The sequence below is a fragment of the Cognatiluteimonas weifangensis genome (genome assembly GCF_003416885.1).
GTDB classification, from domain to species: Bacteria; Pseudomonadota; Gammaproteobacteria; order Xanthomonadales; family Xanthomonadaceae; genus Cognatiluteimonas; species Cognatiluteimonas weifangensis.
The window spans coordinates 69,612-91,830 of sequence record NZ_QVPD01000011.1 but is presented as its reverse complement, the minus strand read 5'-3'; the positions used below and the strand labels follow the sequence as shown (position 1 = coordinate 91,830).

Below are 22,219 nucleotides of genomic sequence, written 5' to 3'. Positions count from 1 at the left end.
ACGCCACGTCGCCGCGTCGACGGCCAGCGGCGCCGCTCAGCGCAACGGCGTCCAGGTCACGATCCGCTCGCCGCGCAGGAACTTGAACAGGCTGACGGCCGAGGCGAGATTGGTGAGCAGGAAGTAGTACGGCTGCGCCAGCAGCCGCCACCCGCCGAAGCGCCGCAGCGGCAGGAATCCGAGCGTGCCCAGCGCCAGCACCAGCACCTGCAACGCCAGCAGCGGCAGGTAGCGCCCCTGCAGGGCGAGGGCGATGTTGGCCAGCAGGGCGATCGTCCAGAACACCGGCGACAGGTAGCGCAGCAGCTTGTGCGACCACAGCTCCCAGGCGAAAGCGCCGTAGCGGAACGGGTCGAGGAAACGCCGTTGCGATGCCAGCGCATACAGGCTGCGCAACCCGACCCGGACCCGCATCGGCAGCTCCTGGTCGGAGCGGTCGAGGGTGTCCTCGTAACAGACCGCGTCCGGTTCCAGCACCGTCCGCAACCCCTGTCCGCGCATCGCCATGGCGATGACGAAATCGCTGATCAGGTCCGGTGCGATCGGCCGGTAGGCATTGCGCCGGACCGCGTACAGTTGCCCGCTGACGCCGATCAGCGAGCCGAGCGCGCTTTCGGCCATGCGCAACCTGGTCTCGTAACCCCAATAGGAGGTGCCACCGCGGCTGGTCGCATCCGCGCCGCGCGCCCGGTAGACCAGGCGCCCGGCGACGCAACCGACGCCGGGGTCGTGGAAATTGCCGACCATTGCCCGCAGGGCGCCGGGGTCGGTCATGGTCGTGGCGTCCATGAACACCAGGATGTCGCCGCGGGCGACTTTGGCGGCGGCGTTCTGGCAGGCGGTCTTGCCCAGGCGGCCTTCCACCCGCAGCAGCCTGACGTTCGGCGCATCGCATTCGCGCACGATGCGATCGGTGGCATCGCTGGAGGCATCGGAGGCGACGATGACATCAAGCAGCTGCGCGGGGTAATCGGCGGCAAGCACGTTCTGCAGCTTCTGCCCGATGTGCTTTTCCTCGTTGTAGGCGGTGATGATCGCGGTGACCGAGGCGCGGACCGGGCCCCGGTGCACCGGACGCGGCCGCAGCCTGGCCAGGAGGATCGCCAGCAACGGATAGCCGACGTAGATGTAGGCCAGTACGGCGAGCGCACTCCAGAGCAGGATTTCGAGCACGTGCACGGCTCCCTCGTCAGCGCATCCACACGATGGTCAGTTGCGCGGCGTTTTCCCGGTAGCGCGGGTCCGCCTGGGTCGAGGCGCGGGTGTTGCGCATCACCTCGGCGCGCCAGCTCAGGTGCCGCGTCATCCGGTAGTCGATGCCGAGGCTGTGCACGTGGTCCATGTCCTCGCGCGGCTGGGTCAGGAATTCGTGCTTGCTCGTATAGCCCTCGAAGAACACGTCCGCGCGCGGGCGTACGCGGTAACCGATCCGGTAGTAGGCGCTGCGCATGGTGCGGTCGTTCTGTGGCCGGTCGAAATAGCGCAGGTGCCGGTACAGCGGGCGCAGGCGCAGGCTCAGGCGCTGGCCGTTGAAGCGGTAATCGATTTCGGCGCTGCGCTGGCGATAGACGCCGGCGGTGACGAAGGGGGAAAAGACGCCGGCCAGGTCCGCGGCCAACGGCTCGTCCGGGTCGCTCATGCGCACGACCAGATCCTGGACCTCGTCCGAGAACTGGTGGCGCGCGCGCAAACGCAGCCGGCTGCGCGGGCTGATCTGCCAGGTCGCCGTGGCGCGCGCGATGGTGGTGGTCGCGTCGTCGCCTGCGGCGCGGTTCAGGCGCGCGTGCCCGAGATCGATTTCGTATTCGATGCCGCGCAGGCTGCCCTCGTAGCGGCCGAAGCCTTCCTGGAGCGTGTAGTCGGTCGCCACCGGCGGCGGGTCGTCGAACTCGGCCCGGGTCGAGGCGACGTTGATCGAGGCCCGCGACGTGGCGGTCAGTTCGTGCTGCAAGGCGGCCACGGCGCTGTAGCGTCGGCCGTCGAACCCGGGCGTCACCTCGGCGTGGCTGTCGGACGCCCGCAGGTCGAGCCGCAGCCGGTTGCGCTCGCCGAAGCGGGCGAGAAAGCTGGGTCCGGCGAGAAACACGTTCACCCGCTGCAGGTTGCCCGGGTAGCGGCCGTCGCGGATGTCGATGGGTTCGTGACTGAGGTAGTCCTCGAACACCAGGTGCATGCGTTCGGGCAGCAGCGCCCAGTCGAGCTGGCCGGCGAACGCGGTCCTGGTTTCGTCCGGGAACGTGTTGTCGAAGTAATGGCGGCGTTCCAGCTCGCCGCGTGCGTGCAGCGCGATCGCCGTGCCCTGCTGCCGAGCCTCGAACGCCAGACGCGGTATGAGGATCGTATCCTTGGCCTGGTTGTCCTCGCTGAGATTGATGTTGTCGCTGTGGAGCAGCGCCAGCTCGAGCTGGTAGTCGATCTCCGCCGCGTGCACGCCGCCGGCGATGGCTGCGGCCGCGAGCGCGGCGGACAGCGCCGTCCGCCGCAGGGGGCGGCTCCGGCCGCAGCCGGGTTCAGGCGTTTTCATTGAAGACCACGCCGGCGAATTTCCCGGGATCGAAGTTGCCGGCGGCGGCGGCGATGTCCGCGGCCGTGTTGCGGCCGTAGCCGGCGACCAGGACCACCACGTCGGCCATCTCCGACAGCATGCGCGCGTCGGGCGCACCCAGCGCCGGCGGGCTGTCGAGGAAGATGTACCTGTCGGCATAGCTGCTGCGCAGCGAGTCCAGCAGCAGGCGCATGCGGAACGAGGCGAAGTACTCGGTCTCCACCTCGCCCTGCCGCGAGCGGCCCGCCGGAATCAGTTGCAGGCGCGGGATGCCGGTGTCGTAAAGCATGCTCTCGACCTCGGCATCCGGGTCTTCCAGATAGTTGACCAGGCCGCCGTTGCAGGCGTCGACCCGCATCGACTGGTGCTGCGAGGGCCGGCGCAGGTTGCAATCGATCAGCAGTGCGCTCTTGGTCGGGTCGAAGGTGAGGGTGACGGCGAGGTTGCGGGCGACATAGCTGCCGCCGCTGCCGGCGCTGACCGGAGCGACCAGGGTGATGAAGTTGTCGCTGGCAGTCGCCAGCAGTCGCGTACGCAGCTCCCGGAACGCATCCACCAGGCGGCGGTTGGCGCCATCGGCGTAGGGGATGATCGCGCGGTCGTCCAGCTGCGCGGGGGTCAGTGCGGTGGAGCCGGTCCGGCGCACGACGTCCCGCCCGGCACCGGCAAGATCGGCCACGGCATCCACCGCGGAATAGTCGATCGCATTCATAGGATGTCGGCCAGTTTCAGCACGAGTACCAGCGCATAGACCAGCGGCACCGCGAGGAACAATGCCGATCCCAGCTTCAGCTGCCTGGCGTTGCGCAGGTATTGGGCGTGCGTGAGGTGGTGGGGAATGGTCGCCAGTACCGGCAATCCCGCCTCGCGCTCGATCTGCAGGGGCGTACGGACGCGGGGGTCGTGCCTGACCAGCAACGACAGCAGCAGCAATGGCAGCAGCGTCGCCAGCAGCAGGCCCGCGGCGGCGAAATGGGTCAGCCGCAAGCCGCTGGGCGTCAGCGGCAGCGACGCCGGCTCCTGGATCTGGAAGCCGAGGCTGCGTCCCTCGGCGTCCAGACGCATCGAGACCCGCGCGCTTTCGCGGCGCTTGAGCAGGTCCTCGTACATTTCCCGGTTGACCTCGCGGGCCCGGGTCAAGGCCGCGACGTCGGGTTCCGCGCCCATGATCTTGCGGCTGCGTGCCAGCTCCTCGGCGAGCAGCGCCTGCGCGGTGGCGACCCGGGAAGCGGCCGCGGCCCCCTGGCGCCGCACCTCCGACAGCTGCGCCCGCAGTTGTCCGTACAGCGGATTCAACGACGGGGCGGCGCCGGACAGCACCGGCGTTCCCGCGTCGCGGCCGGCGCCGCGTGCCTGCGTCTGCAGGGCGCGGATCTGGTTCTGGATCCGGACCACGTCCGGATACTGGTCGGTGTAGCTCAGCCGCAGGCGGTCGCGCTCGGCCTGCAGCGCCGCCAGTTGCGCGTTCAACTGGGTGGAACGCGGCACCGTGACGACCTGGCTCTCCCGTGACAGCTGGCCCATCAGTTGCTGTTCCTGGGCACCGACATCGGCGAGATCCATGCGCGCGTTGTCGACCATCCGGCGCAACTCCCCGATCCGCGCGGAGACGTCGTCGTCGACGCCGGGCACCGCGTCCGGGTTGATGCTGCGGTAATCCTGCAGCTTGCGGTCGGCCTCGCCCAGCGCTTGCTGGTACTTCTCCACCTGCGCGTCGATGAACTGGTAGGTGGAGCGGCTGGCGCGTGCCTTGGAGTCGAGGACCCGTTCGATCAGCGCTTCGGAGAAGCGCTTGGTCACGGCGTAGGCGCGTGCGGGATCGGAGTCCGCATAGGTGATCTTCACCAGGCTCAGCCGCGGGTCGCTGGCGCGGCCGCTGCTGCTGCTGCCGGTGACCTGGATTTCGGTGCGTGCGGTGATGCCGTTGATCAGGCGTTGCTTCTCCTGCGGACTGGGATCGGCGTCGAGCCAGCCGCCTGCGCGCAGAATGTCTTCCATCACCGCGTGGCCGAACAGCACGTCGCGCGAGATCACGGCGCGCGAGGTGTCGTCCGGCGCTGCCGGGCGGCCGTCGGCCAGCGGGATGATGGAGCCGTTGTCCTCGACCAGCACCGTCGCCGACGACTTGTAGGTGGGGGGATTGCCCAGGCCCCAGACCAGGAAGCCGAACGCGACGACCGCGAAGATCGTCGCCAACGGCAGCACGTAGCGGCGGAATTCCGTGCGCGCGAGCGCAATCAGGGTGAGCGTCGGCAGACGCTCGCCGGAGGGCCCGGGCAGGCTCGCTTGGGTGTAGCCGTAGTTCACAGGATGCGCTCCGGAACCGTGATCACGTCGCCGGGTGCGACCTTGTAGTTGGTGCTCAGATCGCCCTGCTTGAGGATCCGATCCAGGCGCAGGCTGTAGCTGCGCACGTCGGTGTCGGACTTGCGGTGCAGGCTGGAGCGGTCGGGCGCCGCGAACTCGGTGACGCCGCCGGCCGCGAGCACCGCGTCCAGCACGGTCATGCCCTGGCGGTAGGGGATCGACACCGGGTTGGTGACCGCGCCGGTGATGCTGACCCGCGACAGGTATTCGTGGCTGCGCAGCTCGGTGAGGATGACCGACACCCGCGGCTCGAGCACGTACGCCGCCAGTCGCGTCTGAATGTCCTTGGCCACTTCCGGCGGGGTGCGACCGCCGGCTTGCACGTCGCCGATCAGCGGCACCGAAATCATGCCGTCCGGCCGCACCGGGGCGGTGATGCCCAGGTCCGGGTTCTGCCAGACGGAGACCTGGACCATGTCGTCGACGCCGATGTGGTACGCGTCGACGGCGCTGGCAGCGGTGGGGGGCGGGCCGGCGTCGTCCGGGGCCGTGGTGGCGCAGGCGGCGAGCAGCAACGCCGCGGCGGTGGCGAGAAAGCCGGAATGCATGCGGGTCATGGGTGTTCCCCGAGTTGGCTCACCGGGGCAAACGCCGGGGCGCTGGGACAGCGGCCAGCGACCCGGACCGGCCTCTCGGACAGGTAGAACTCCCGGTACCAGTCCACGAACCGGCGCACTCCGACCTCGATCGGGGTGGCCGGCGCATAGCCGGTATCGCGCTGCAGCGCGTGGACATCGGCGCAGGTGTCCGGGACGTCGCCGGGCTGCAGCGGCAGCAGCCGGCGCTCGGCCTTGCGCCCGAGGCAGTCCTCGATCACCTCGATGTAGCGCAGCAGTTCGATCCGGCGGTGGTTGCCGATGTTGTACAGGCGATAGGGCGCGCTGGAGGAGGCGGGGGTGGGGGCCATCGGGTCGTAAGCCGGGTCCGGACCCGGCACCCGGTCGAGGGTGCGGATCACGCCTTCGACGATGTCGTCGATGTAGGTGAAATCGCGGCTGTGACGGCCGTGGTTGAATACCTCGATCGGCTCGCCCGCCAGAATCTTGCGGGTGAACAGGAACAGCGCCATGTCCGGTCGCCCCCATGGACCGTACACGGTGAAAAAGCGCAGGCCCGTGGTCGGCAGGCCGAACAGGTGGCTGTAGGTGTGCGCCATCAGCTCGTTGGCTTTCTTGCTGGCGGCGTACAGGCTGACCGGATGGTCGACGCTGTCCTCCACCGCGAACGGCAGCTTGCGGTTGGCGCCGTAGACCGAGCTGGACGAGGCGTAGACCAGGTGCTCGGTGCCGGCGTGGCGGCAGGCCTCGAGTACGTTCAGGAAGCCGACGATGTTGCTGTCGATGTAGGCCTGCGGATTCTCCAGCGAGTAGCGCACGCCGGCCTGCGCCGCCAGGTTGACCACCCGCTGCGGCGCGAACGCGGCGAACGCGCGCTGCAGCGCGTCGCGATCCTCGAGCGCCGCCAGCGCGAAGCGGAAGCCGGGTTGCGGCAGCAGTCGCGCCAGGCGCGCCTGCTTCAGCCGCGGGTCGTAGTAGTCGTTGAGGTTGTCGTAGCCCAGCACCTCGTCGCCGCGCGCGAGCAGGCGCCCGCAAAGGCTGGCGCCGATGAAACCGGCGGCGCCCGTCACCAGGACCTTCATGGTCGACTCCTCGCACGCTCGCGCGCGCCGTGACGATTCCCGGCTTGCGGTGTCCCGCCGTCCCGCCGGGCACGGGGCAGGCGAGAGGGGGAACGCGGAATCCGGTCGCGTCCGGCAAATCCTCCGGCCCGCGTTGCTGAGGTCAGGAGCCGGCCGTACGAGGCGGTGTATGCGCATCCTGGTCTGCGGCGGGGCCGGCTACATCGGCTCGCATGCCTGCGTGGTCCTGGCCGGCCTCGGGCACCGGGTCGTGGTGGTCGACAACTTCGTCAACAGTTCGCCGCGCACGCTGCCGTGCCTGCAGCGGATCATCGGCGCCCCGGTCGAGGCGCATCGACTCGACCTGCGCGATCGCGACGGGCTGCGGGCGCTGCTTGCCGGATCCCGCTTCGACGCGGTGATGCACTTCGCCGCGCTCAAGGCCGTCGGCGAGTCGTGCGCGCAGCCGCTGGACTATTTCGACAACAACATCGGCGGCACGATCGCGTTGCTGCAGGCGATGCAGGACACGGGCGTGCGGCGGCTGGTGTTCAGCTCATCGGCGACCGTCTACGGCGAGCCGGAGCAAGTCCCCGTGCGCGAGGACGCGCCGCTGTCGGCGACCAATCCCTACGGCCGCACCAAGCTGGTGATGGAGCAGATGATCGGGGACCTGTGCCGTGCCGATCCCGCGTTCCGGGCGGCGAGCCTGCGTTATTTCAACCCGGTCGGCGCGCATCCCTCCGGCCTGATCGGCGAGGACCCGTGCGGCGTGCCCAACAACCTGATGCCCTACCTGTGCCAGGTCGCGGCGGGCCGGCGCGAGCGGCTGCGGGTGTTCGGCGGCGACTACCCGACCGCCGACGGCACCGGCGTGCGCGACTACCTGCACGTGATGGATCTGGCGCGCGCGCATGCGGATGCGCTCGACTACCTGGTGCGTCGCGAGCGCAACCTCGTCGTCAACCTGGGCACCGGCCGCGGCACCAGCGTGCTGGAACTGGTGCGCGCCTTCGAACGGGTCTCGGGGCGCCGGATTCCCTGCGAGATCGTCGCCCGCAGGCCGGGCGACGTCGCCACGCTGTATGCCGATCCTGCGCGTGCGCGGCGCCTGCTCGGCTGGCGGGCGCGGCTGGGCGTGCCGCGGATGTGTCGCGACGCCTGGCATTGGCAATCGCTGCATCCGCGCGGCTACGCGGACGCGGACGTCGATGCGCCTGCGTTCGTCGCCGGTGCCGGTCAGGTAGCGTCGGGCAGCGCGCGGAACAAACGCGTCGACGCGACGCCGCGGCCGCCCGCCGGCCCGCCGCCGCCGTCGGTCGGCGTGCGGACCGTGGCGCAGTGGTCCAGCACCACGACATCGCCGCGCCCGGGCCGGTAGCCGCCGCGCAGCGCGGCGTACACGTAATCCACCGCCGCCTCGCAGGCCGCGGCGGGCACCAGGCCGCGGCACAGGTTGGCGGCGATCGCCGAGGCCAGCGTGCAGCCGGTGCCGTGCGCGGCGACCGCGAGCCGGTCGTGGACGAATTCGGCTTGCGCCCGGCCATCGTCGAAGCGGTCGACCACGCGCGCGCCGTCGTCCAGGTGCCCGCCCTTGAGCAGCACCGCCTGCGCGCCGAGCGCGCGCAGTTCGGCGAGCGCGTCCTGGGCGGCGGCTGCGGAGGCGATGCGGCGGCCCAGCAGCAGCTCGGCTTCCGGGATGTTGGGCGTGAGCAGGCTCGCCAGCGGCAGCAGCCGGGTGCGCAGCGCGTCCAGCGCGTCGTCGGCCAGCAGCTTGGCGCCGGAAGTCGCGACCATCACCGGGTCCAGCACCACGAACGCTGGGCAATGCGTGTCCAGCGCATCGGCCACGGCGTGGATCACCTCGGCGGTGGCCAGCATCCCGAGCTTGACCGCGCCGATGTGGAAGTCGTCGAAGCAGGCATCGATCTGCGCGCGCAGGAAGCCGACCGGCGGCACGTGTACCGCGGTCACGCCGCGGGTGTTCTGCGCGGTCAGCGCCGCGATCGCGCTCAGGCCATGGACGCCGTGCGCGGCGAAGGCCTTCAGGTCGGCCTGGATGCCCGCGCCGCCGCCGGAATCGGAGCCGGCGATGGTCAGGGCGCAAAGGGGGAGGCTGGACATGGCAGGCCGCGCAGGCAGGAATGGGGGCCTACTTTACAAAGTGGGCAGAAAGGTGCAGTACCAAGCGTGCTTGATGATGTTTAAAATATTCATTCATATGTCTGAGGGTGGAGTCGGCCAGTGATCACTGCGGCGCAAATGCGGGCGGCGCGCGCCCTGCTGGGGATCGACCAGCGCCAGCTGGCGCACTTGGCCGGGGTGTCGCTGCCGACCATCCAGCGCATGGAAGCGAGCAGCGGCCAGGTGCGCGGCACGGTGGATACGCTGGCCAAGGTCGTCGCGGCCCTGGACGCAGCGGGAATCGAGCTGATCGGCGAGCGGGCGAGCAGCCACGGCGGCGGCCGCGGCGTCCGCCTGAAGGCGGAAGCGGGAGCCGGGGCATGATCGCCGCCGTCGAAGCCTGGCGTGCGGGGCTGTTCCGGCGCGAGCACTGGTTGCCCAACATCGTCGCCGGACTGGTGGTGGGCGTGGTCGCGCTGCCGCTGGCCATGGCGTTCGCGATCGCCTCCGGGGTCAAGCCGGAGCAGGGCCTGTACACCTCGATCGTCGCCGGCGCGGCGGTCGCGCTGTTCGGCGGCTCGCGGATCCAGATCGCCGGTCCCACCGGCGCCTTCATCGTCATCCTCGCCGGCGTGGTGGCGCAGTTCGGCGTCAGCGGGTTGCTGCTGGCGACTTTGCTGGCCGGGATCATGCTGGTGCTGATGGGACTGGCGCGGCTGGGTGCGGTGATCCGCTTCATCCCCGACCCGGTGATCGTTGGTTTCACTGCCGGCATCGCGGTGATCATCTGGGTGGGGCAATGGCAGTATTTCTTCGGCCTGCCCGCGGCCGACGCCGAACAGTTCTACCTCAAGGGCTGGCAACTGCTGCAGTCGCTGCCGCAACTGCATCCGGCGACCACGCTGCTGGGGGTCGGCAGCCTGCTGCTGGCGTTGTGGGGGTCGCGTCTGCCCGGAATGTCGCGGGTGCCCGGTCCGCTGCTGGCGATGATCGCCGCCACCGTCGCGGTGGCGGTCTGGAAACCGCAGGGCGTGGCGACCATCGCGTCCACCTTCGGCGCGATCCCGCGCACCTTGCCGCAACTGCAATTGCCGGCCATGTCGTTCGACTTGCTGGTGATGCTGCTGCCGTCGGCCTTCACCATCGCCATGCTCGGCGCGATCGAGTCGCTGCTGTCGGCGGTGGTCGCCGACGGCATGGCCGGCACCCGCCACGATTCCAACCAGGAGCTGATCGGCCAGGGCGTGGCCAACATCCTCTCGCCGCTGTTCGGCGGCATCGCCGCCACCGGCGCGATCGCCCGCACCGCGACCAGCATCCGCAACGGCGGCACCAGCCCGCTCGCCGCCATCGTGCATTGCATCCTGCTGATCGGCGTGCTGGTGTTCCTGGCACCCTACGCCGGGCAGGTGCCGCTGGCGGCGCTGGCCGCGATCCTGTGGGTGGTGGCCTGGAACATGAGCGAGGCGCGGCGTTTCCTGCGCCTGGTGCGGCAGGCGCCACGCGCGGACGTGGCGATCCTGCTGATCACCTTCTTCCTCACCATCCTCACCGACCTGGTGGTGGCGGTGAACATCGGCGTGATCCTGGCGATGTTCCAGTTCATGCGCCGCATGGCCGCCTCGGTCGAGGTGGTGGAGCACGGCCACGCCAGCGTGCGCGAGGAACTGGCCGCGGCCGGGCTGGAGGAGTTGCCGCACGACGTGGCGGTGTATTCGATCGAAGGGCCGTTCTTCTTCGGTTCGGTCGATTCGCTGGAGCGGGCGCTGTCGTGGTCGCGGGGCAAGCCCGCCTGGCTGGTGCTGCGGCTGGAGCGGGTGCCGTTCGTCGACGCCACCGGGCTCAAGCGGCTGGAATCCACCATCTCCGCCCTGCGCCAGCGCGGCGTGCAGGTGCTGCTCAGCGGCGCCAGCCTGCGGGTGCTGCGCAAGCTGGTGCGCGCGCAGGTCGTCAGCCGCGAGGAACCGGCCAGCTACTTCAAGGACCTGGCCACGGCGCTGGCGCACATCCAGGCCCACCGTGGCGAGGCGGCGGCCGCAGAGCCGTCCTGAGCGGCACCCGGCGCGGCCGCGACCGGGTGCAGTTGAAGTCGTAGTTACAGCTACAGCTACAGCTACAGCACTTCCGAGGCGTAATCGGCCAGCCGCGAGCGCTCGCCGCGACGCAGGGTGACGTGCGCGCTGTGCGGCCAGTGCTTGAAGCGGTCCACCGCGTAGGTCAGGCCCGATGTAGTCTCGGTCAGATACGGCGTGTCGATCTGCTCGACGTTGCCCAGGCACACGATCTTGGTGCCGGGGCCGGCGCGGGTGATCAGCGTCTTCATCTGCTTGGGCGTCAGGTTCTGCGCCTCGTCCAGGATCAGCCAGCGGTTGAGGAAGGTGCGCCCGCGCATGAAGTTGAGCGAGCGGATCTTGATCCGCGAGGCGAGCAGGTCGTTGGTCGCCGCGCGGCCCCAGGAGCCGCCTTCCTGGTTGTGGGTCAGCACTTCCAGGTTGTCGGTGAGCGCGCCCATCCACGGCGTCATCTTTTCTTCTTCGGTGCCGGGCAAAAAGCCGATGTCCTCGCCGACGCTGACCGTGGCGCGGGTCATGATGATCTCTCGGTAGCGCTGCTGGTCCATGGTCTGCGCCAGCCCCGCGGCCAGCGCCAGCAGGGTCTTGCCGGTGCCGGCGGTGCCGAGCAGGGTGATGAAGTCGATCTCCGGGTCCATCAGCGCGTTGAGCGCGAAGTTCTGCTCGCGATTGCGCGCCAGGATGCCCCAGACCGCGTGTTGCGCGTGGCGGAAATCGTCGACGATCCGCAGCGTGACCTTGTCCTCGCCGACCCGGACGACTTTCAGCTCGGCTTCCTCGTCGCCGGGCAGGTACAGGAACTGGTTCGGGTGCCAGTCGTCCTCGCCGGTGCGCGCGATCTCGTAGAAGGTGCGCCCCTTCTCGGTCCACGACTTCAGGTCCTTGCCGTTGCGCTGCCAGAAATCCCCGGGCAGCGCGGTGGCGCCGGTGTACAGCAGGCTGAAGTCGTCCAGCGCGCGGTCGTTCTCGTAGTCCTCGTTGGCGATCCCGGCGATCGAGGCCTTGATCCGCAGGTTGATGTCCTTGGACACGAACACCACCGCCGCCTCGGGCTCGTCCTCCTTCAGCGCCAGGATCGCGCCGAGGATGTGGTTGTCCGGGATCACCGCGCCGAAACGCTTGCCGGAATCGAAGTCGCGGGTCTGGAAGCGCAGCTTGCCGATGCTCTGCGCGCCGCGCAGCTGCAGCCCCCGCGGCCGGCTCAAGGGGATGCCGGCGGTGATGTCGCCGTTGCCGTGCGCCTCGATCATCTCGTTGAGGAAGCGGCTGACCTGGCGCGCGTTGCGGCTGGCCTCGGAGGTGCCTTTCTTGGCGTTGTCGAGCTCCTCCATCACCTGCATCGGCAGGTAGACGTCGTGCTCCTCGAACTTGAACAGCGCGGTGGGGTCGTGCATCAGCACATTGGTGTCCAAAACATGGATGCGCTTGCTACGCGTCATGCGTGTTTCCTGCGGTCGGACAGCGACGGGTCACCGCGACCCGCGGTGCGGGGCGTGGGTGAAGAGGAGCGTTTGCACGCCAACGGCGCACGCGACGATGAACGCCAGGCGCGCTGCGCCGGGCCGGACAAAGTCGAAGAGAGGATGTCACGGCCCGTGCGCAGCCTGCAGCGCGTCGAGCACAGCCTGGGCGTGACCGGGAACCTTGACCGCGCGCCAGGCCTGGCGGACCACGCCGGTCGGATCGATCAGGAAGGTGCTGCGTTCGATCCCGATGTACTCGCGCCCGTACAGTTTCTTCGGCCGGATCACGTCGAAGGCCCGGCACAGCGTCTCCTCGGCGTCGCTGACCAGGGCGAACCGGAAGCCCTGCCTGGCGCAAAAATTCCGGTGCGACTGCAGCGAGTCGCGCGACACCCCGAGGACCTCGGCGCCGAGCTTGCGGAGCTTCGGCAGCAGCGCATTGAAGTCCAGGCCCTCGGTGGTGCAGCCGGGAGTGGAATCCTTGGGGTAGAAGTACAGCACCAGCCACTTGCCAGCGTAATCGGCGAGGGTCGCGCGGCTGCCGTCCGACAGCGCCAGCGGCAGCGAGAGGACGGATTTCGACAGCGCCTTGCCAGTCTCGATCATCGTATGGGCTTCATCCCGGGATTCCGTGCTCGGAACCTCGTGCGTCGGAAGGCCGTGCTCAGAACTTCATCGGATCCATGATCGCATCCAGGTTCAGATGGTCGCAGAACTCCAGGAAATCGTCGCGCAGCGCGGCGATGTGCATGTCGGCGGGGATGCCGATGGTGACCTGCGCGGTGAACATTTCCGCACCGGTCTGCATTGCCCGGTAACGCGAGCAGTGCAGGCTCTCGATGGTGATCGACTGGTGGTCGAAGAAATCGGCGAGCTGGTACAGGATCCCGGGCTTGTCGGCGGCGACGACCTCGACCACGTACGGCAGCAGGTTGGACTGCACCGGCTTGGGCCCGGTGCGGTACCAGACCAGCTTCAGGCCTTCCTCGCGCTCGAGCTTGCCGAGCATGGTCTCCAGCTTGGCGACCGCGTCCCAGGACCCGGTGGCCAGCGCCGTCACCGAGACGTCGCGTCCGACCGTGGACAGGCGGGTGTCGACCAGGTTGCAGCCGCTGTCGGCGATGCGCCGGGTCACCGCCAGCAACGGCGACCGCGGATGCGTCGTGTAGGCGTTGATCAGCAGGTGGTTCTCGTTCGGGGACGGACGGGAGGCGGAATCGCGATGGGCAAGGTCGGGATCGGTCAAGGCGGCGTCCGCTGCTGGGGGGCTGAACGGCGGCCGGCGCGGGGCCGGAAGCCGCGGCCAGCATACTTGCCCGCGCTTTGGCGCCGCAAGTAACATCGGCGCGTGTCGGCAGCGGGCGCTCGCGCGCCGGCAGATCCTTCGTCTTCCCGTCCCGATGTCCGCACGCGGGGGGCCGCGGGCGCCACGGGGCCGGTGCGCGGCCATCCCCAACCTGAGAACATCCACGTGCGACTTTCCGGGAGCATCACCGCGCTGGCGACGCCGTTCACGGCCGGCGGCGAGATCGATTTCGACGCCTGGCGCCGGCTGCTGCAGACGCAACTCGACGGCGGCACCCAGGGCGTGGTGGTGGCCGGCTCCACCGGCGAGGCCGCGGCGCTGTACGACGCCGAGTACGACGCCCTGCTGCGCAGCGCGGTGGAGATCATTGCCGGGCGCATCCCGGTGCTGGCCGGCAGCGGCCTGTCCAACACCGCCAAGACCATCGAGCAGACCCGCCGCGTCGCCGCGCTGGGCGCCGACGCCGCGCTGGTGGTGACGCCGCCGTACGTGCGCCCGACCCAGCCGGGCCTGATCGCGCATTACCGCGCGATCGCCGACGACGGCGCGCTGCCGCTGGTGCTGTACAACGTGCCCGGCCGCACCGGGTGCGACCTGCTGCCGGAGACGGCGGCCGTACTCGCCGGGCACGAGCGCATCGTCGGCATCAAGGAAGCGCGCAACGAACCGGAGCGCATGGCCGCGCTGCTGCCGTTGCGCGGCGACGGCTTCGCCGTGCTCAGCGGCGACGATCCGACCGCGGCGCGGGCGATGCTCGCCGGCGCCGACGGCGTGGTCTCGGTCGCCTCCAACGTGCTGCCGCGCGCGTTCCGCAAGCTCTGCGACCTGGCGCGCGCCGGCAACCGGGCGGAGGCCGAGGCCTGGGATGCGCGCCTGCGCCCGGCGTACGCGTTCCTCGGCGTGGAGTCCAATCCGATCCCGCTGAAGGCTATCCTGTCGCGCATGGGGGTAGGCCACGGCCTGCGCCTGCCGCTGACGCCGCTGTCGCCGGCCCACGCCGAGGCCGCGGTTCGGATCGCCGACCTCGTCGAGCAGCTGGAACAAACCTGCCGCAATGCCGTCGCGGCCTGACCTGGAGATACCGATGCCCCAGCCCCACGTGTTGCGTCCGCTCGTCCTCGCCATCGTCGTGGTTGCCGTGGCCGGCACCGCGGGCTGCCACTGGTTCAAGCAGGACAGCCCCTACCAGCAGAGCGCCGAAAGCCGGCCGCTGGAAGTGCCCCCGGACCTGGACCTGCCCAACACCCAGGGCGCGATGCAGGTGCCGGGCGATGCGCCGCAATCGGTGACCCGGTCCTCGCTGGGCCCGAGCGTCGCCGCCGCCGCGACCGGCTTCACCGTCGCCGGCGAGCGCGACGAAGTGTTCGCACGGGTCGGCGATGCGCTGACGGCGCAGGCGGGCGTCGTCATCGCCAGCAAGGCGCAACTGCTGGGCACCTACGACGTCAGCTACGAGGGCGCGAATTTCCTGGTGCGGGTGACCAAGGTCGACGCCGGCGTCTACGTGTCGGCGGTGGACCCGCGCGGCATGTCCGCCAGCGCCGAGGCGCCGGTCAAGCTGATCGCGGCCCTGAAGGCGGCGCTGGGCGGCTGAGGCCGGGCGCCAAGCGGCAATGCGCACGGGCGCCCCGGCGCCCGTGCGGTCGCGGCGGCGCCGCGCGTCTCAGCGTTGCAGCAGCGGCAGCTTGTCCGGTTTGCCGTCCCACTCGGCGGCATCCGGCAGCGGCTCCTTGCGGGTCGCGATCACCGGCCACTCCTTCGCCAGCTCGGCGTTCAGCGCCGCGAACCGTTCCTGCCCGGCGGGAACGTCGTCCTCCGGGTAGATCGCGCTGACCGGGCATTCGGGTTCGCACAGGGTGCAGTCGATGCACTCCTCCGGGTCGATCACCAGGAAGTTGGGGCCCTCGTGGAAGCAGTCCACCGGGCACACCTCGACGCAGTCGGTGTACTTGCACTTGATGCAGTTTTCGGTGACGACGAAGGGCATGGCCTGGTTCCGTTGCGGGCGCGGCGGCAAGTTTAGCGAGCGCGCCCGGAAAACGAAAAAAGCCCGGCCGGGACCGGGCTTTCGCGTGGAATCCGCGTCGCCTGCGGTGCATTTGCGGGCGACCTGCGTGTATGGCGCTCCCTACGGGATTCGAACCCGTGTTTTAGCCTTGAGAGGGCCACGTCCTGGGCCTCTAGACGAAGGGAGCGGGGTGGTCCGCGCGGGACCCCGGCTGGACGGCCGGCCCGTGTTCCGGAATGGCCGGCGCACGGAGCCTGCTAGTATATGGGCCACGCTTGCCGCAGGCAATGCGATCCCGCCTTCACGGCCCTGCCCGCGGCTGCGCCGCCCCCGATGCCCATCCAAGACCCCACCATCGCCGCCGGCGCGCAATTGCAATTGCGGATCATCCCGCGCGACGCGCACCCCATCTCGCGCAAGGACATCAGCCCCAACGCGCTGCGGGTGCTGTACCGCCTGCGCGAGAACGGCTACGGCGCCTACCTCGTCGGCGGTGCGGTGCGCGACTTGCTGGTCGGCGGCCGGCCCAAGGATTTCGACGTCGCCACCAGCGCCACCCCGGAAGAGGTCAAGGCGCTGTTCCGCAACTGCCGCCTGATCGGCCGCCGGTTCCGCCTGGCGCACGTGGTGTACGGCCGCGAGATCATCGAGGTCGCCACCTTCCGCGCCAACAGCGACGACGGCAGCGGCGACCGCGAGCAGCACGAGGGCGGGCGCCTGCTGCGCGACAACGTCTACGGCACGATCGAGGACGACGCGGTGCGGCGCGACTTCACCGCCAACGCGCTGTACTACGCGATCGAGGATTTCTCGGTGCGCGATTACGTCGGCGGCTTCGAGGACGTGCAGAACCGGGTGATGAAGCTGATCGGCGATCCCGAGCAGCGCTACCGCGAGGATCCGGTGCGGATGCTGCGCGCGGTGCGGCTGGCGGCCAAGCTCGGCTTCCGCATCGACGCGGCTACCGCCGCGCCGTTGCCGCTGCTGGCGCCGCTGCTGCGCGAGGCTGCACCGGCGCGCCTGTTCGAGGAGTGCCTGAAACTGTTCCTGGCCGGGCATGCGGTCGCAGGTTTCCTCGGTCTGGAGCGCCACGGCCTGTTGCCGGTGCTGCTGCCGGAAACCGCGGCAGCGCTCAAGTCCAACCGCAGTGGCGCGTTGCGCAAGATGCTGCTGGAAGGCCTGCGCGGCACCGACGAGCGCGTGGCCGCCGGGGAGCCGGTATCGCCGGCGTTCCTGTTCGCGCTGCTGCTGTGGCCGGCGTACTGCCGCACGCTGATGGCGCTGCAGGCGCAGGGCATGCATGCGGCCGAGGCGCAGCGGCGCGCGGCCGATCGCGTCACCGTGCACCAGCTGGCCACGCTGGCGCTGCCGCGGCGCTTCTCCCTGCCGATGCAGGAGATCTGGCTGCTGCAGTCGCGCCTGTCCCAGCGCAAGCGGGCGTCGCGGCTGCTGGCGCATCCGCGGTTCCGCGCCGCGTTCGATTTCCTGGTGCTGCGGCAGGCGGCCTCCGACGAGCATGCGGAGGAGGTCGCGTTCTGGCGCGAGGTGCAGGCGGCGGCGGGCGAGGCCGATACCGCCGCGGACTCCGACGCCACGGACACCGCCGAGGCCGCGCCGCGGCGTCGCCGCCGGCGTCGGCGCAGCGTCACTTCCGCCTCCGCGTGAACGCGATGCTCGACGACCGTCCGGTCCTGGCGGCGGTCGGTCTGGGCGGCAACCTCGGCGAAGTCGCCGCGACCCTGCACGCGGCGCTGCGGGCGCTGGATGCCTTGCCGGGCACGCGCCTGCTGCGTGCCTCGCGCCTGTATCGCACGCCGGCCTGGGGCAATACCGCGCAACCGGATTTCGTCAATGCCGCAGCCTTGCTGCAGACGCGGCTGGACGCGCGCGCGCTGCTCGATGCGCTGCTGGAGATCGAGCGCCGCTTCGGCCGCGACCGCGAGCGCGGCGAACGCTGGGGCCCGCGCACGCTGGATCTGGACCTGCTGCTGTACGGCGCGGACAGCATCGACGAGCCGGGCCTGCGGGTCCCGCACCCGCACCTGCACCAGCGCGCGTTCGCGCTGGTGCCGCTGGCGGAGATCGCGCCGGGCCTGGACGTGCCCGGCCGCGGCCGCGTCGCCGACCTGCTCGCTGCGGTCGATGCCGGCGGCTGCAAGCTGCTGGCGGAGCGCGCCTGAGCGCCGCTCGAGCGCCCGGCCGCTCGCCGGGTCAATCGTCGCGCGGCCGCTTGCGCAGGTTGTCGCCGTGCAGCGCTGCGGCGATCAGACGCAGGTCGAACCTGACGTTGCTGGCGAGTTTTTCGCGGCCGTAGCGCGCGTTCGCGAGCGACGGCATGCCGACATAGCCCGGCCAGCCGGGTCGCCTGGCCTGCCTGAACACCGCGAGCATGCTGTCGCCGGCGACCGGCGGCAGCCGCCGCCAGAGCGGACGCACCGCAGCCGGCGCTTCAGCCAGCAGGAGCGAGGTTTCGTTGGCGCCGGCATGGATGTCGTGTTGCATTCGCGCCCGTTGTGCCGGGCTAAAGTAGCGTGCCCGCAGCGCATCGGACTCCTTCACCCGGTCCGGGTCGGACCACATGGTGCCGCTGAGGTTGGCCACGGTCACGCCGTACTTGTCGCTGACCGCGTCGCAGGCGTCGAAGATCGCCTTGGCATGGTCGGGCGCGCCGTGGGTATAGAGCACGAAGGTCCAGCGGAAGCCGTTCTGCGCGACCTGCGCGGTGAGCTCGCGTACCACGTCGCGCAAGGTGTCCTTGTCCAGCGCGTAGGTGCCGGGATCGATCGGGTCGCCGCTGAAGCCGTTGGCGCCGCCGACGCCGTAGGGCAGGGTCGGCAACGTCAGTACGAACCAGTCGGGGAAGCGCTTGCCCAGCGCCGGCAGCAGCGCCCGCACCTCGGCATCGAGCTGGAGGTTGTCGCTGCCCGTGGGCAGGTGCGGGCCGTGTTCCTCCAGCATGCCGACGGGCAGTAGGAACAGGGTGCGGTCGCGCGGCAGGCTGGCGAGCTGGACGCGGTCCAGGTCCGACACCGCATAAATGCCCGGCCGCAGTCGCAGCGGGCCGACCGCCTGCAGCGAATGATGGGTCTGACCGCAGGCGGCGAGCAGGACCGGCAGCAACCATCCGGCCGGGTTCATCAGGCGGCGATGCATGGATTCCCCCGTAATGGCTCCGGTGCATGGCCGGACACCGGGGGAAAACGCCGCGTCGGCCCGGTGCAGGCCAGCCGAGCGCACGCGCGCCCGGCGACCGGCATAATCGGCATCCCCCTTTCCGCCGGAATCGCCGTGTACGCAACCGCTGCCGATGCCGCCGACCGCAAGCCCTGGACCGTCCCGATGCTGGCGCAAGCCAAGCGCGAGGGTCGCAGGTTGACCATGCTGACCTGCTACGACGCCGGCTTCGCGCGTGCGCTGGACGCCGCCGGCGTCGATCTGGTGCTGGTCGGCGATTCGCTGGGCATGGTGGTGCAGGGCCACGCCAGCACCTTGCCGGTGACGGTCGACGACATCGTCTACCACACCGCCTGCGTCGCGCGCGCGGGCTGTCCGCCGCGTTGCTGGTTTCCGACCTGCCGTTCCAGGCCGACGCCACGCCCGAGCGCGCACTGGAGGCGTCCATGCGCTGCCTGCAGGCCGGCGCCGGCATGGTCAAGCTGGAAGGCGCCGGCCACAAGCTGGGAGTCATTCGCTTCCTGGTCGAACGCGAGATCCCGGTCTGCGCGCACCTGGGGCTGACGCCGCAGTCGGTGCTGCGCCTGGGCGGCTACAAGGTGCAGGGGCGCGACGAGCGCGCCGCGGCCAAGCTGCACGAGGACGCGCGCGCGGTCGCCGACGCCGGCGCCTCGCTGCTGGTGCTCGAATGCGTGCCGACGCCGGTCGCCGCCGCGATCACCGCCGAGCTTGCGATCCCGACCATCGGCATCGGCGCCGGGCCGCAGTGCGACGGCCAGGTGCTGGTGCTGCACGACCTGCTGGGCCTGGACGGCGGCCACCGGCGGCCGAAGTTCGTCAAGGATTTCCTCGCCGACGGCGGGTCGGTCGCGGGCGCCGTCGCCGCCTATGTCGCGGCGGTGCGCGACGGCAGTTTCCCCGACGCCGCGCACAGCTACGCGGCATGATCGCGACCACGGGCGAACTGGCCGCGCTGCGCGCGCGCGTGGCGGCATGGAAGCGCGAAGGCCTGCGCGTGGGCTTCGTGCCGACGATGGGCAACCTGCACGCCGGCCACCATTCGCTGCTGCGGCTGGCGCGCGGGCATGCCGACCGCGTGGTCGCCAGCGTGTTCGTCAACCCGACCCAGTTCGGGCCGGACGAGGATTTCGCGCGCTACCCGCGCACGCCCGAGGCCGATGCGGCGGGGCTGGACGCCGCCGGCTGCGACCTGCTGTGGCTGCCGTCAGTGGAGACGATGTATCCGTTCGGCGTCGAGGCGACGGTGCAGGTACGGGTGCCGGGCGTGACCGAGGTGCTGGAAGGCGCGCATCGCCCCGGCCATTTCGACGGCGTCGCCACCGTGGTCGCGCGCCTGTTCAACCAGGTGCAGCCGGACGTCGCGGTGTTCGGGCGCAAGGATTACCAGCAGCTGGCGGTGATCCGCTACCTGGTGCGCGATCTCGCGTTCCCGCTGGAACTCCTTGCCGCACCGATCCTGCGCGAGGCCGACGGCCTGGCGATGAGCTCGCGCAACCAGTACCTGTCGGCGGAGGAGCGGCCGGTGGCCGCCGAACTGCAGCGCACCCTGCAGACGATGCGCGCGGCGCTCGTCGCCGGCACGCCCCGGCTGCAGGTGGAGGCGGAGGCCCGGGCGCACCTGCAGCGGCGCGGGTTCGACGTCGATTACGTGGTCGTGCGGCGCCCGGACCTGGGCGAGCCGGCCGACGGCGAGGGCGGGGCGCAGCTGGCCCTGGTGGCTGCGCGCCTGGGGCGCACGCGGCTGATCGACAACCTCGAATTCACGCTGGATCGAGGCTTCCGGTGATGCCCGGACGGCCGGGATTTCCGAACTGCCGGCGCAACGGTGCATCGAGGCGAATGTTGCGTTGCGGCAAACGCTGTTAAACTTGCCGACCTGACGCCCGCAGCCGCGGGCCGGGGCGCGACGATGCAACTGACCCTACTCAAAGCCAAGATCCACCGCGCCAGCGTGACCCACGCCGAGCTGCACTACGAGGGTTCGTGTGCGATCGACGCGCGCCTGCTCGACATCGCCGGGATCCGCGAGTACGAGCAGGTGCACATCTTCAACGTCAACAACGGCCAGCGTTTCGTCACCTACGCGATCCGCGCCGAGGCAGGCAGCGGCATCATCTCGGTCAACGGCGCCGCCGCGCACCGCGCCCAGCCCGGCGACCTGGTGATCATCTGCGCCTATGCCGGGCTCGACGCCGCCGAAGCGGCGCAGCACCAGCCGACCCTGGTGTACGTGGACCGGCACAACGCGCTGACCCACACCAACACCTCGATCCCGCAGCAGGCCGCGTAAGCGCGCGCTGCCGCGCGGACCCCGCATCCGGCCGCGTCCAGCCGCATCCGTCCGATCGATCTGGCGTTTTCTCCGCCAGCCTCCGCTTGGGCGTGGGCCGGCCTGCGTTGGGTCCGATGCGCCGCCGGGGGCCGGCCGTTACCGGTGATGCCGGCCCAGCGCCCAGAGCACGTGTTCGCGCACGACCGGGTCCTCGTGCTCGCGACGCGACTCCAGCGCCGCCACCACCTCCGGCGTGGTGGGTGCGTTGCCCAGCGCGACGGCGATGTTGCGCAACCAGCGCTGGTAGCCGCTGCGGCGAATCGCCGAACCTTCGCTGCGCTGCAGGAACTCCGCTTCCGTCCAAGCGAACAGGTCGGCCAGGCTCGCCCGGTCGAGGTCGTTGCGCACCCGGAAGTCCGGCTCGTCGGTGCGTTTGGCGAACTTGTTCCAGGGGCACGCCAGCTGGCAGTCGTCGCAGCCGAAAATGCGGTTGCCGATCAGCGGCCGCAGCTCCTCGTCGATCGCGCCTTCGTGCTCGATGGTCAGGTAGGAGATGCAGCGCCGCGCGTCCAGCCGGTAGGGCGCGGTGATCGCCCCGGTCGGGCAGACGTCGATGCAGCGGCGGCAGGTGCCGCAGTGTTCGCTCGCCGGCGGGTCGATCGGCAGCGGCAGGTCGAGGTAGATCTCGCCGAGGAAGAACCAGCTGCCGCCGTCCTTGTCGATCAGGCAGGTGTGCTTGCCGATCCAGCCCAGTCCGGCGTTGCGCGCGAGCGCGCGCTCCAGCACCGGCGCCGAATCCACGAACACGCGGTGCCCGAACGGGCCGACTTCCGCGGCGATGCGCTCGGCCAGCTTCTGCAGCCGCTGCCGCATCAGCTTGTGGTAGTCGCGGCCCAGTGCGTAGCGGGCGACATAGGCGCGCTCGCCGTCGGCCAGCGTGGCCCAGGCCTGCTCGCCGTCGCGGCCGTAATCCATGCCCACCGACAGGACCCGCACCGTGCCCGGGATCAGTTCCTGCGGCCGCGAGCGCTTGTCGCCGTGGCGCGCCATCCATTCCATCGAGCCGTACAGGCCCTGCGCCAGCCAGTCGCGCAGGTGGGCCTCGTCCCGGGACAGGTCGATGTCGCTGATGCCGCAGCGCTGGAAGCCCGATTCCAGCACCAGCGCCTTGATCCGCGTCGCCAGCGCGGCCAGGTCGGGCGCCTCGTGGACGGCGGGAGCGGCGGGGATTTCCATCGCGCAAGTATAG

At 70.4% G+C, this 22,219-nt stretch carries 20 protein-coding genes, 1 tRNA gene and 3 pseudogenes; 10 read left to right on the top strand and 14 right to left on the bottom strand.

Translation table 11 applies throughout. The annotated features are described in order from the left end of the window. Positions 1-36: 36 nt before the first annotated feature. Genes D0Y53_RS10505 through D0Y53_RS10480 form a run of 6 tightly spaced genes read right to left on the bottom strand, consistent with a single transcriptional unit; the run spans position 37 to position 6,551 of the window. Positions 37-1,173 carry a glycosyltransferase family 2 protein gene (locus tag D0Y53_RS10505; protein WP_158550638.1) on the bottom strand — a complete coding sequence of 379 codons (1,137 nt, stop codon included), beginning with the start codon at positions 1,171-1,173 and terminating at the stop codon, positions 37-39. Between the two features lie 16 nt (positions 1,174-1,189). Next, entirely contained in the window at positions 1,190-2,524 is a 1,335-nt protein-coding gene (locus D0Y53_RS10500; RefSeq protein ID WP_117203239.1) for a porin family protein, read from the bottom strand. Then, entirely contained in the window at positions 2,511-3,257 is a 747-nt protein-coding gene (locus D0Y53_RS10495; protein WP_117203237.1) for a P-loop NTPase family protein, read from the bottom strand. Before D0Y53_RS10495 ends, D0Y53_RS10500 begins: the two co-directional genes overlap by 14 nt. Next, the gene (locus tag D0Y53_RS10490) at positions 3,254-4,852 is read right to left on the bottom strand and encodes a hypothetical protein (RefSeq protein ID WP_117203235.1); all 1,599 of its coding nucleotides are present in this window, start codon (positions 4,850-4,852) and stop codon (positions 3,254-3,256) included. Before D0Y53_RS10490 ends, D0Y53_RS10495 begins: the two co-directional genes overlap by 4 nt. Beyond that, the gene (locus D0Y53_RS10485) at positions 4,849-5,469 is read right to left on the bottom strand and encodes an XrtA/PEP-CTERM system exopolysaccharide export protein (protein ID WP_233511753.1); all 621 of its coding nucleotides are present in this window, start codon (positions 5,467-5,469) and stop codon (positions 4,849-4,851) included. Before D0Y53_RS10485 ends, D0Y53_RS10490 begins: the two co-directional genes overlap by 4 nt. Then, entirely contained in the window at positions 5,466-6,551 is a 1,086-nt protein-coding gene (locus D0Y53_RS10480) for an NAD-dependent epimerase (RefSeq protein WP_117203233.1), read from the bottom strand. The genes D0Y53_RS10485 and D0Y53_RS10480 overlap by 4 nt, the downstream gene beginning before the upstream one ends. A 169-nt stretch (positions 6,552-6,720) precedes the next feature. On the opposite strand from D0Y53_RS10480, the gene galE reads away from it, so the two are divergent. Further along, positions 6,721-7,911, top strand: a complete 1,191-nt coding sequence (gene galE / locus D0Y53_RS10475) for a UDP-glucose 4-epimerase GalE (RefSeq protein ID WP_117203231.1) — start codon at positions 6,721-6,723, stop codon at positions 7,909-7,911. On the opposite strand, the pseudogene thiD reads toward galE, so the two are convergent. Continuing rightward, a pseudogene (gene thiD / locus D0Y53_RS13130) lies at positions 7,872-8,654 on the bottom strand (bifunctional hydroxymethylpyrimidine kinase/phosphomethylpyrimidine kinase); the annotation flags it as partial. The gene galE and the pseudogene thiD overlap by 40 nt on opposite strands. Positions 8,655-8,792: 138 nt before the next feature. On the opposite strand from thiD, the gene D0Y53_RS10465 reads away from it, so the two are divergent. Further along, positions 8,793-9,038, top strand: coding sequence for a helix-turn-helix domain-containing protein (locus D0Y53_RS10465; protein ID WP_233511752.1), 246 nt, complete (start codon positions 8,793-8,795; stop codon positions 9,036-9,038). After that, the gene (locus D0Y53_RS10460; RefSeq protein WP_117203227.1) at positions 9,035-10,705 is read left to right on the top strand and encodes a SulP family inorganic anion transporter; all 1,671 of its coding nucleotides are present in this window, start codon (positions 9,035-9,037) and stop codon (positions 10,703-10,705) included. The genes D0Y53_RS10465 and D0Y53_RS10460 overlap by 4 nt, the downstream gene beginning before the upstream one ends. Before the next feature lie 62 nt (positions 10,706-10,767). Here the strand turns inward: D0Y53_RS10460 and D0Y53_RS10455 are convergent, their stop codons facing one another. From D0Y53_RS10455 to D0Y53_RS10445, 3 genes are all read right to left on the bottom strand, one after another. Then, positions 10,768-12,165, bottom strand: a complete 1,398-nt coding sequence (locus D0Y53_RS10455; RefSeq protein ID WP_117203225.1) for a PhoH family protein — start codon at positions 12,163-12,165, stop codon at positions 10,768-10,770. 147 nt (positions 12,166-12,312) lie between these two features. Next, positions 12,313-12,795, bottom strand: a complete 483-nt coding sequence (locus D0Y53_RS10450; RefSeq protein WP_117203223.1) for a peroxiredoxin — start codon at positions 12,793-12,795, stop codon at positions 12,313-12,315. Positions 12,796-12,853: 58 nt separating this feature from the next. After that, a complete protein-coding gene (locus D0Y53_RS10445; RefSeq protein WP_233511751.1) occupies positions 12,854-13,435 on the bottom strand; it encodes a glycine cleavage system transcriptional repressor in 582 nt (193 codons plus the stop codon). A gap of 225 nt (positions 13,436-13,660) precedes the next feature. On the opposite strand from D0Y53_RS10445, the gene dapA reads away from it, so the two are divergent. Continuing rightward, positions 13,661-14,566 carry a 4-hydroxy-tetrahydrodipicolinate synthase gene (gene dapA, locus D0Y53_RS10440; RefSeq protein ID WP_117203219.1) on the top strand — a complete coding sequence of 302 codons (906 nt, stop codon included), beginning with the start codon at positions 13,661-13,663 and terminating at the stop codon, positions 14,564-14,566. 13 nt (positions 14,567-14,579) lie between these two features. Then, positions 14,580-15,089 carry a hypothetical protein gene (locus tag D0Y53_RS10435; RefSeq protein WP_117203216.1) on the top strand — a complete coding sequence of 170 codons (510 nt, stop codon included), beginning with the start codon at positions 14,580-14,582 and terminating at the stop codon, positions 15,087-15,089. Between the two features lie 69 nt (positions 15,090-15,158). On the opposite strand, the gene fdxA is transcribed toward D0Y53_RS10435, so the two are convergent. Together fdxA and D0Y53_RS10425 are read right to left on the bottom strand one after the other, a co-directional pair. Then, complete coding sequence (fdxA, locus tag D0Y53_RS10430) at positions 15,159-15,482, bottom strand: ferredoxin FdxA (protein ID WP_117203214.1); 324 nt, start codon at positions 15,480-15,482, stop codon at positions 15,159-15,161. Between the two features lie 132 nt (positions 15,483-15,614). Then, positions 15,615-15,690: transfer RNA gene (locus tag D0Y53_RS10425), tRNA-Glu, on the bottom strand. A gap of 191 nt (positions 15,691-15,881) precedes the next feature. Between D0Y53_RS10425 and pcnB the strand changes: the two are divergent. Both pcnB and folK read left to right on the top strand, forming a co-directional pair. After that, positions 15,882-17,168: pseudogene (gene pcnB / locus D0Y53_RS10420) on the top strand (polynucleotide adenylyltransferase PcnB); the annotation flags it as partial. Between the two features lie 5 nt (positions 17,169-17,173). Then, positions 17,174-17,683, top strand: coding sequence for a 2-amino-4-hydroxy-6-hydroxymethyldihydropteridine diphosphokinase (gene folK, locus D0Y53_RS10415; RefSeq protein ID WP_199492046.1), 510 nt, complete (start codon positions 17,174-17,176; stop codon positions 17,681-17,683). Positions 17,684-17,714: 31 nt separating this feature from the next. Here the strand turns inward: folK and D0Y53_RS10410 are convergent, their stop codons facing one another. Then, positions 17,715-18,641, bottom strand: coding sequence for a creatininase family protein (locus tag D0Y53_RS10410; RefSeq protein WP_267896059.1), 927 nt, complete (start codon positions 18,639-18,641; stop codon positions 17,715-17,717). Between the two features lie 201 nt (positions 18,642-18,842). Here D0Y53_RS10410 and panB point away from each other — a divergent pair. The 3 genes and pseudogenes from panB to panD all read left to right on the top strand — a co-directional run bounded on the left by panB (position 18,843) and on the right by panD (position 20,988). Beyond that, a pseudogene (gene panB / locus D0Y53_RS10405) lies at positions 18,843-19,624 on the top strand (3-methyl-2-oxobutanoate hydroxymethyltransferase). Further along, positions 19,621-20,484 carry a pantoate--beta-alanine ligase gene (gene panC / locus D0Y53_RS10400; RefSeq protein ID WP_117203206.1) on the top strand — a complete coding sequence of 288 codons (864 nt, stop codon included), beginning with the start codon at positions 19,621-19,623 and terminating at the stop codon, positions 20,482-20,484. Before panB ends, panC begins: the two are co-directional and overlap by 4 nt. 123 nt (positions 20,485-20,607) lie before the next feature. After that, the gene (gene panD / locus D0Y53_RS10395) at positions 20,608-20,988 is read left to right on the top strand and encodes an aspartate 1-decarboxylase (protein WP_117203204.1); all 381 of its coding nucleotides are present in this window, start codon (positions 20,608-20,610) and stop codon (positions 20,986-20,988) included. Between the two features lie 138 nt (positions 20,989-21,126). On the opposite strand, the gene queG is transcribed toward panD, so the two are convergent. Next, positions 21,127-22,206, bottom strand: a complete 1,080-nt coding sequence (gene queG, locus D0Y53_RS10390; RefSeq protein ID WP_117203202.1) for a tRNA epoxyqueuosine(34) reductase QueG — start codon at positions 22,204-22,206, stop codon at positions 21,127-21,129. Positions 22,207-22,219 lie beyond the last annotated feature (13 nt).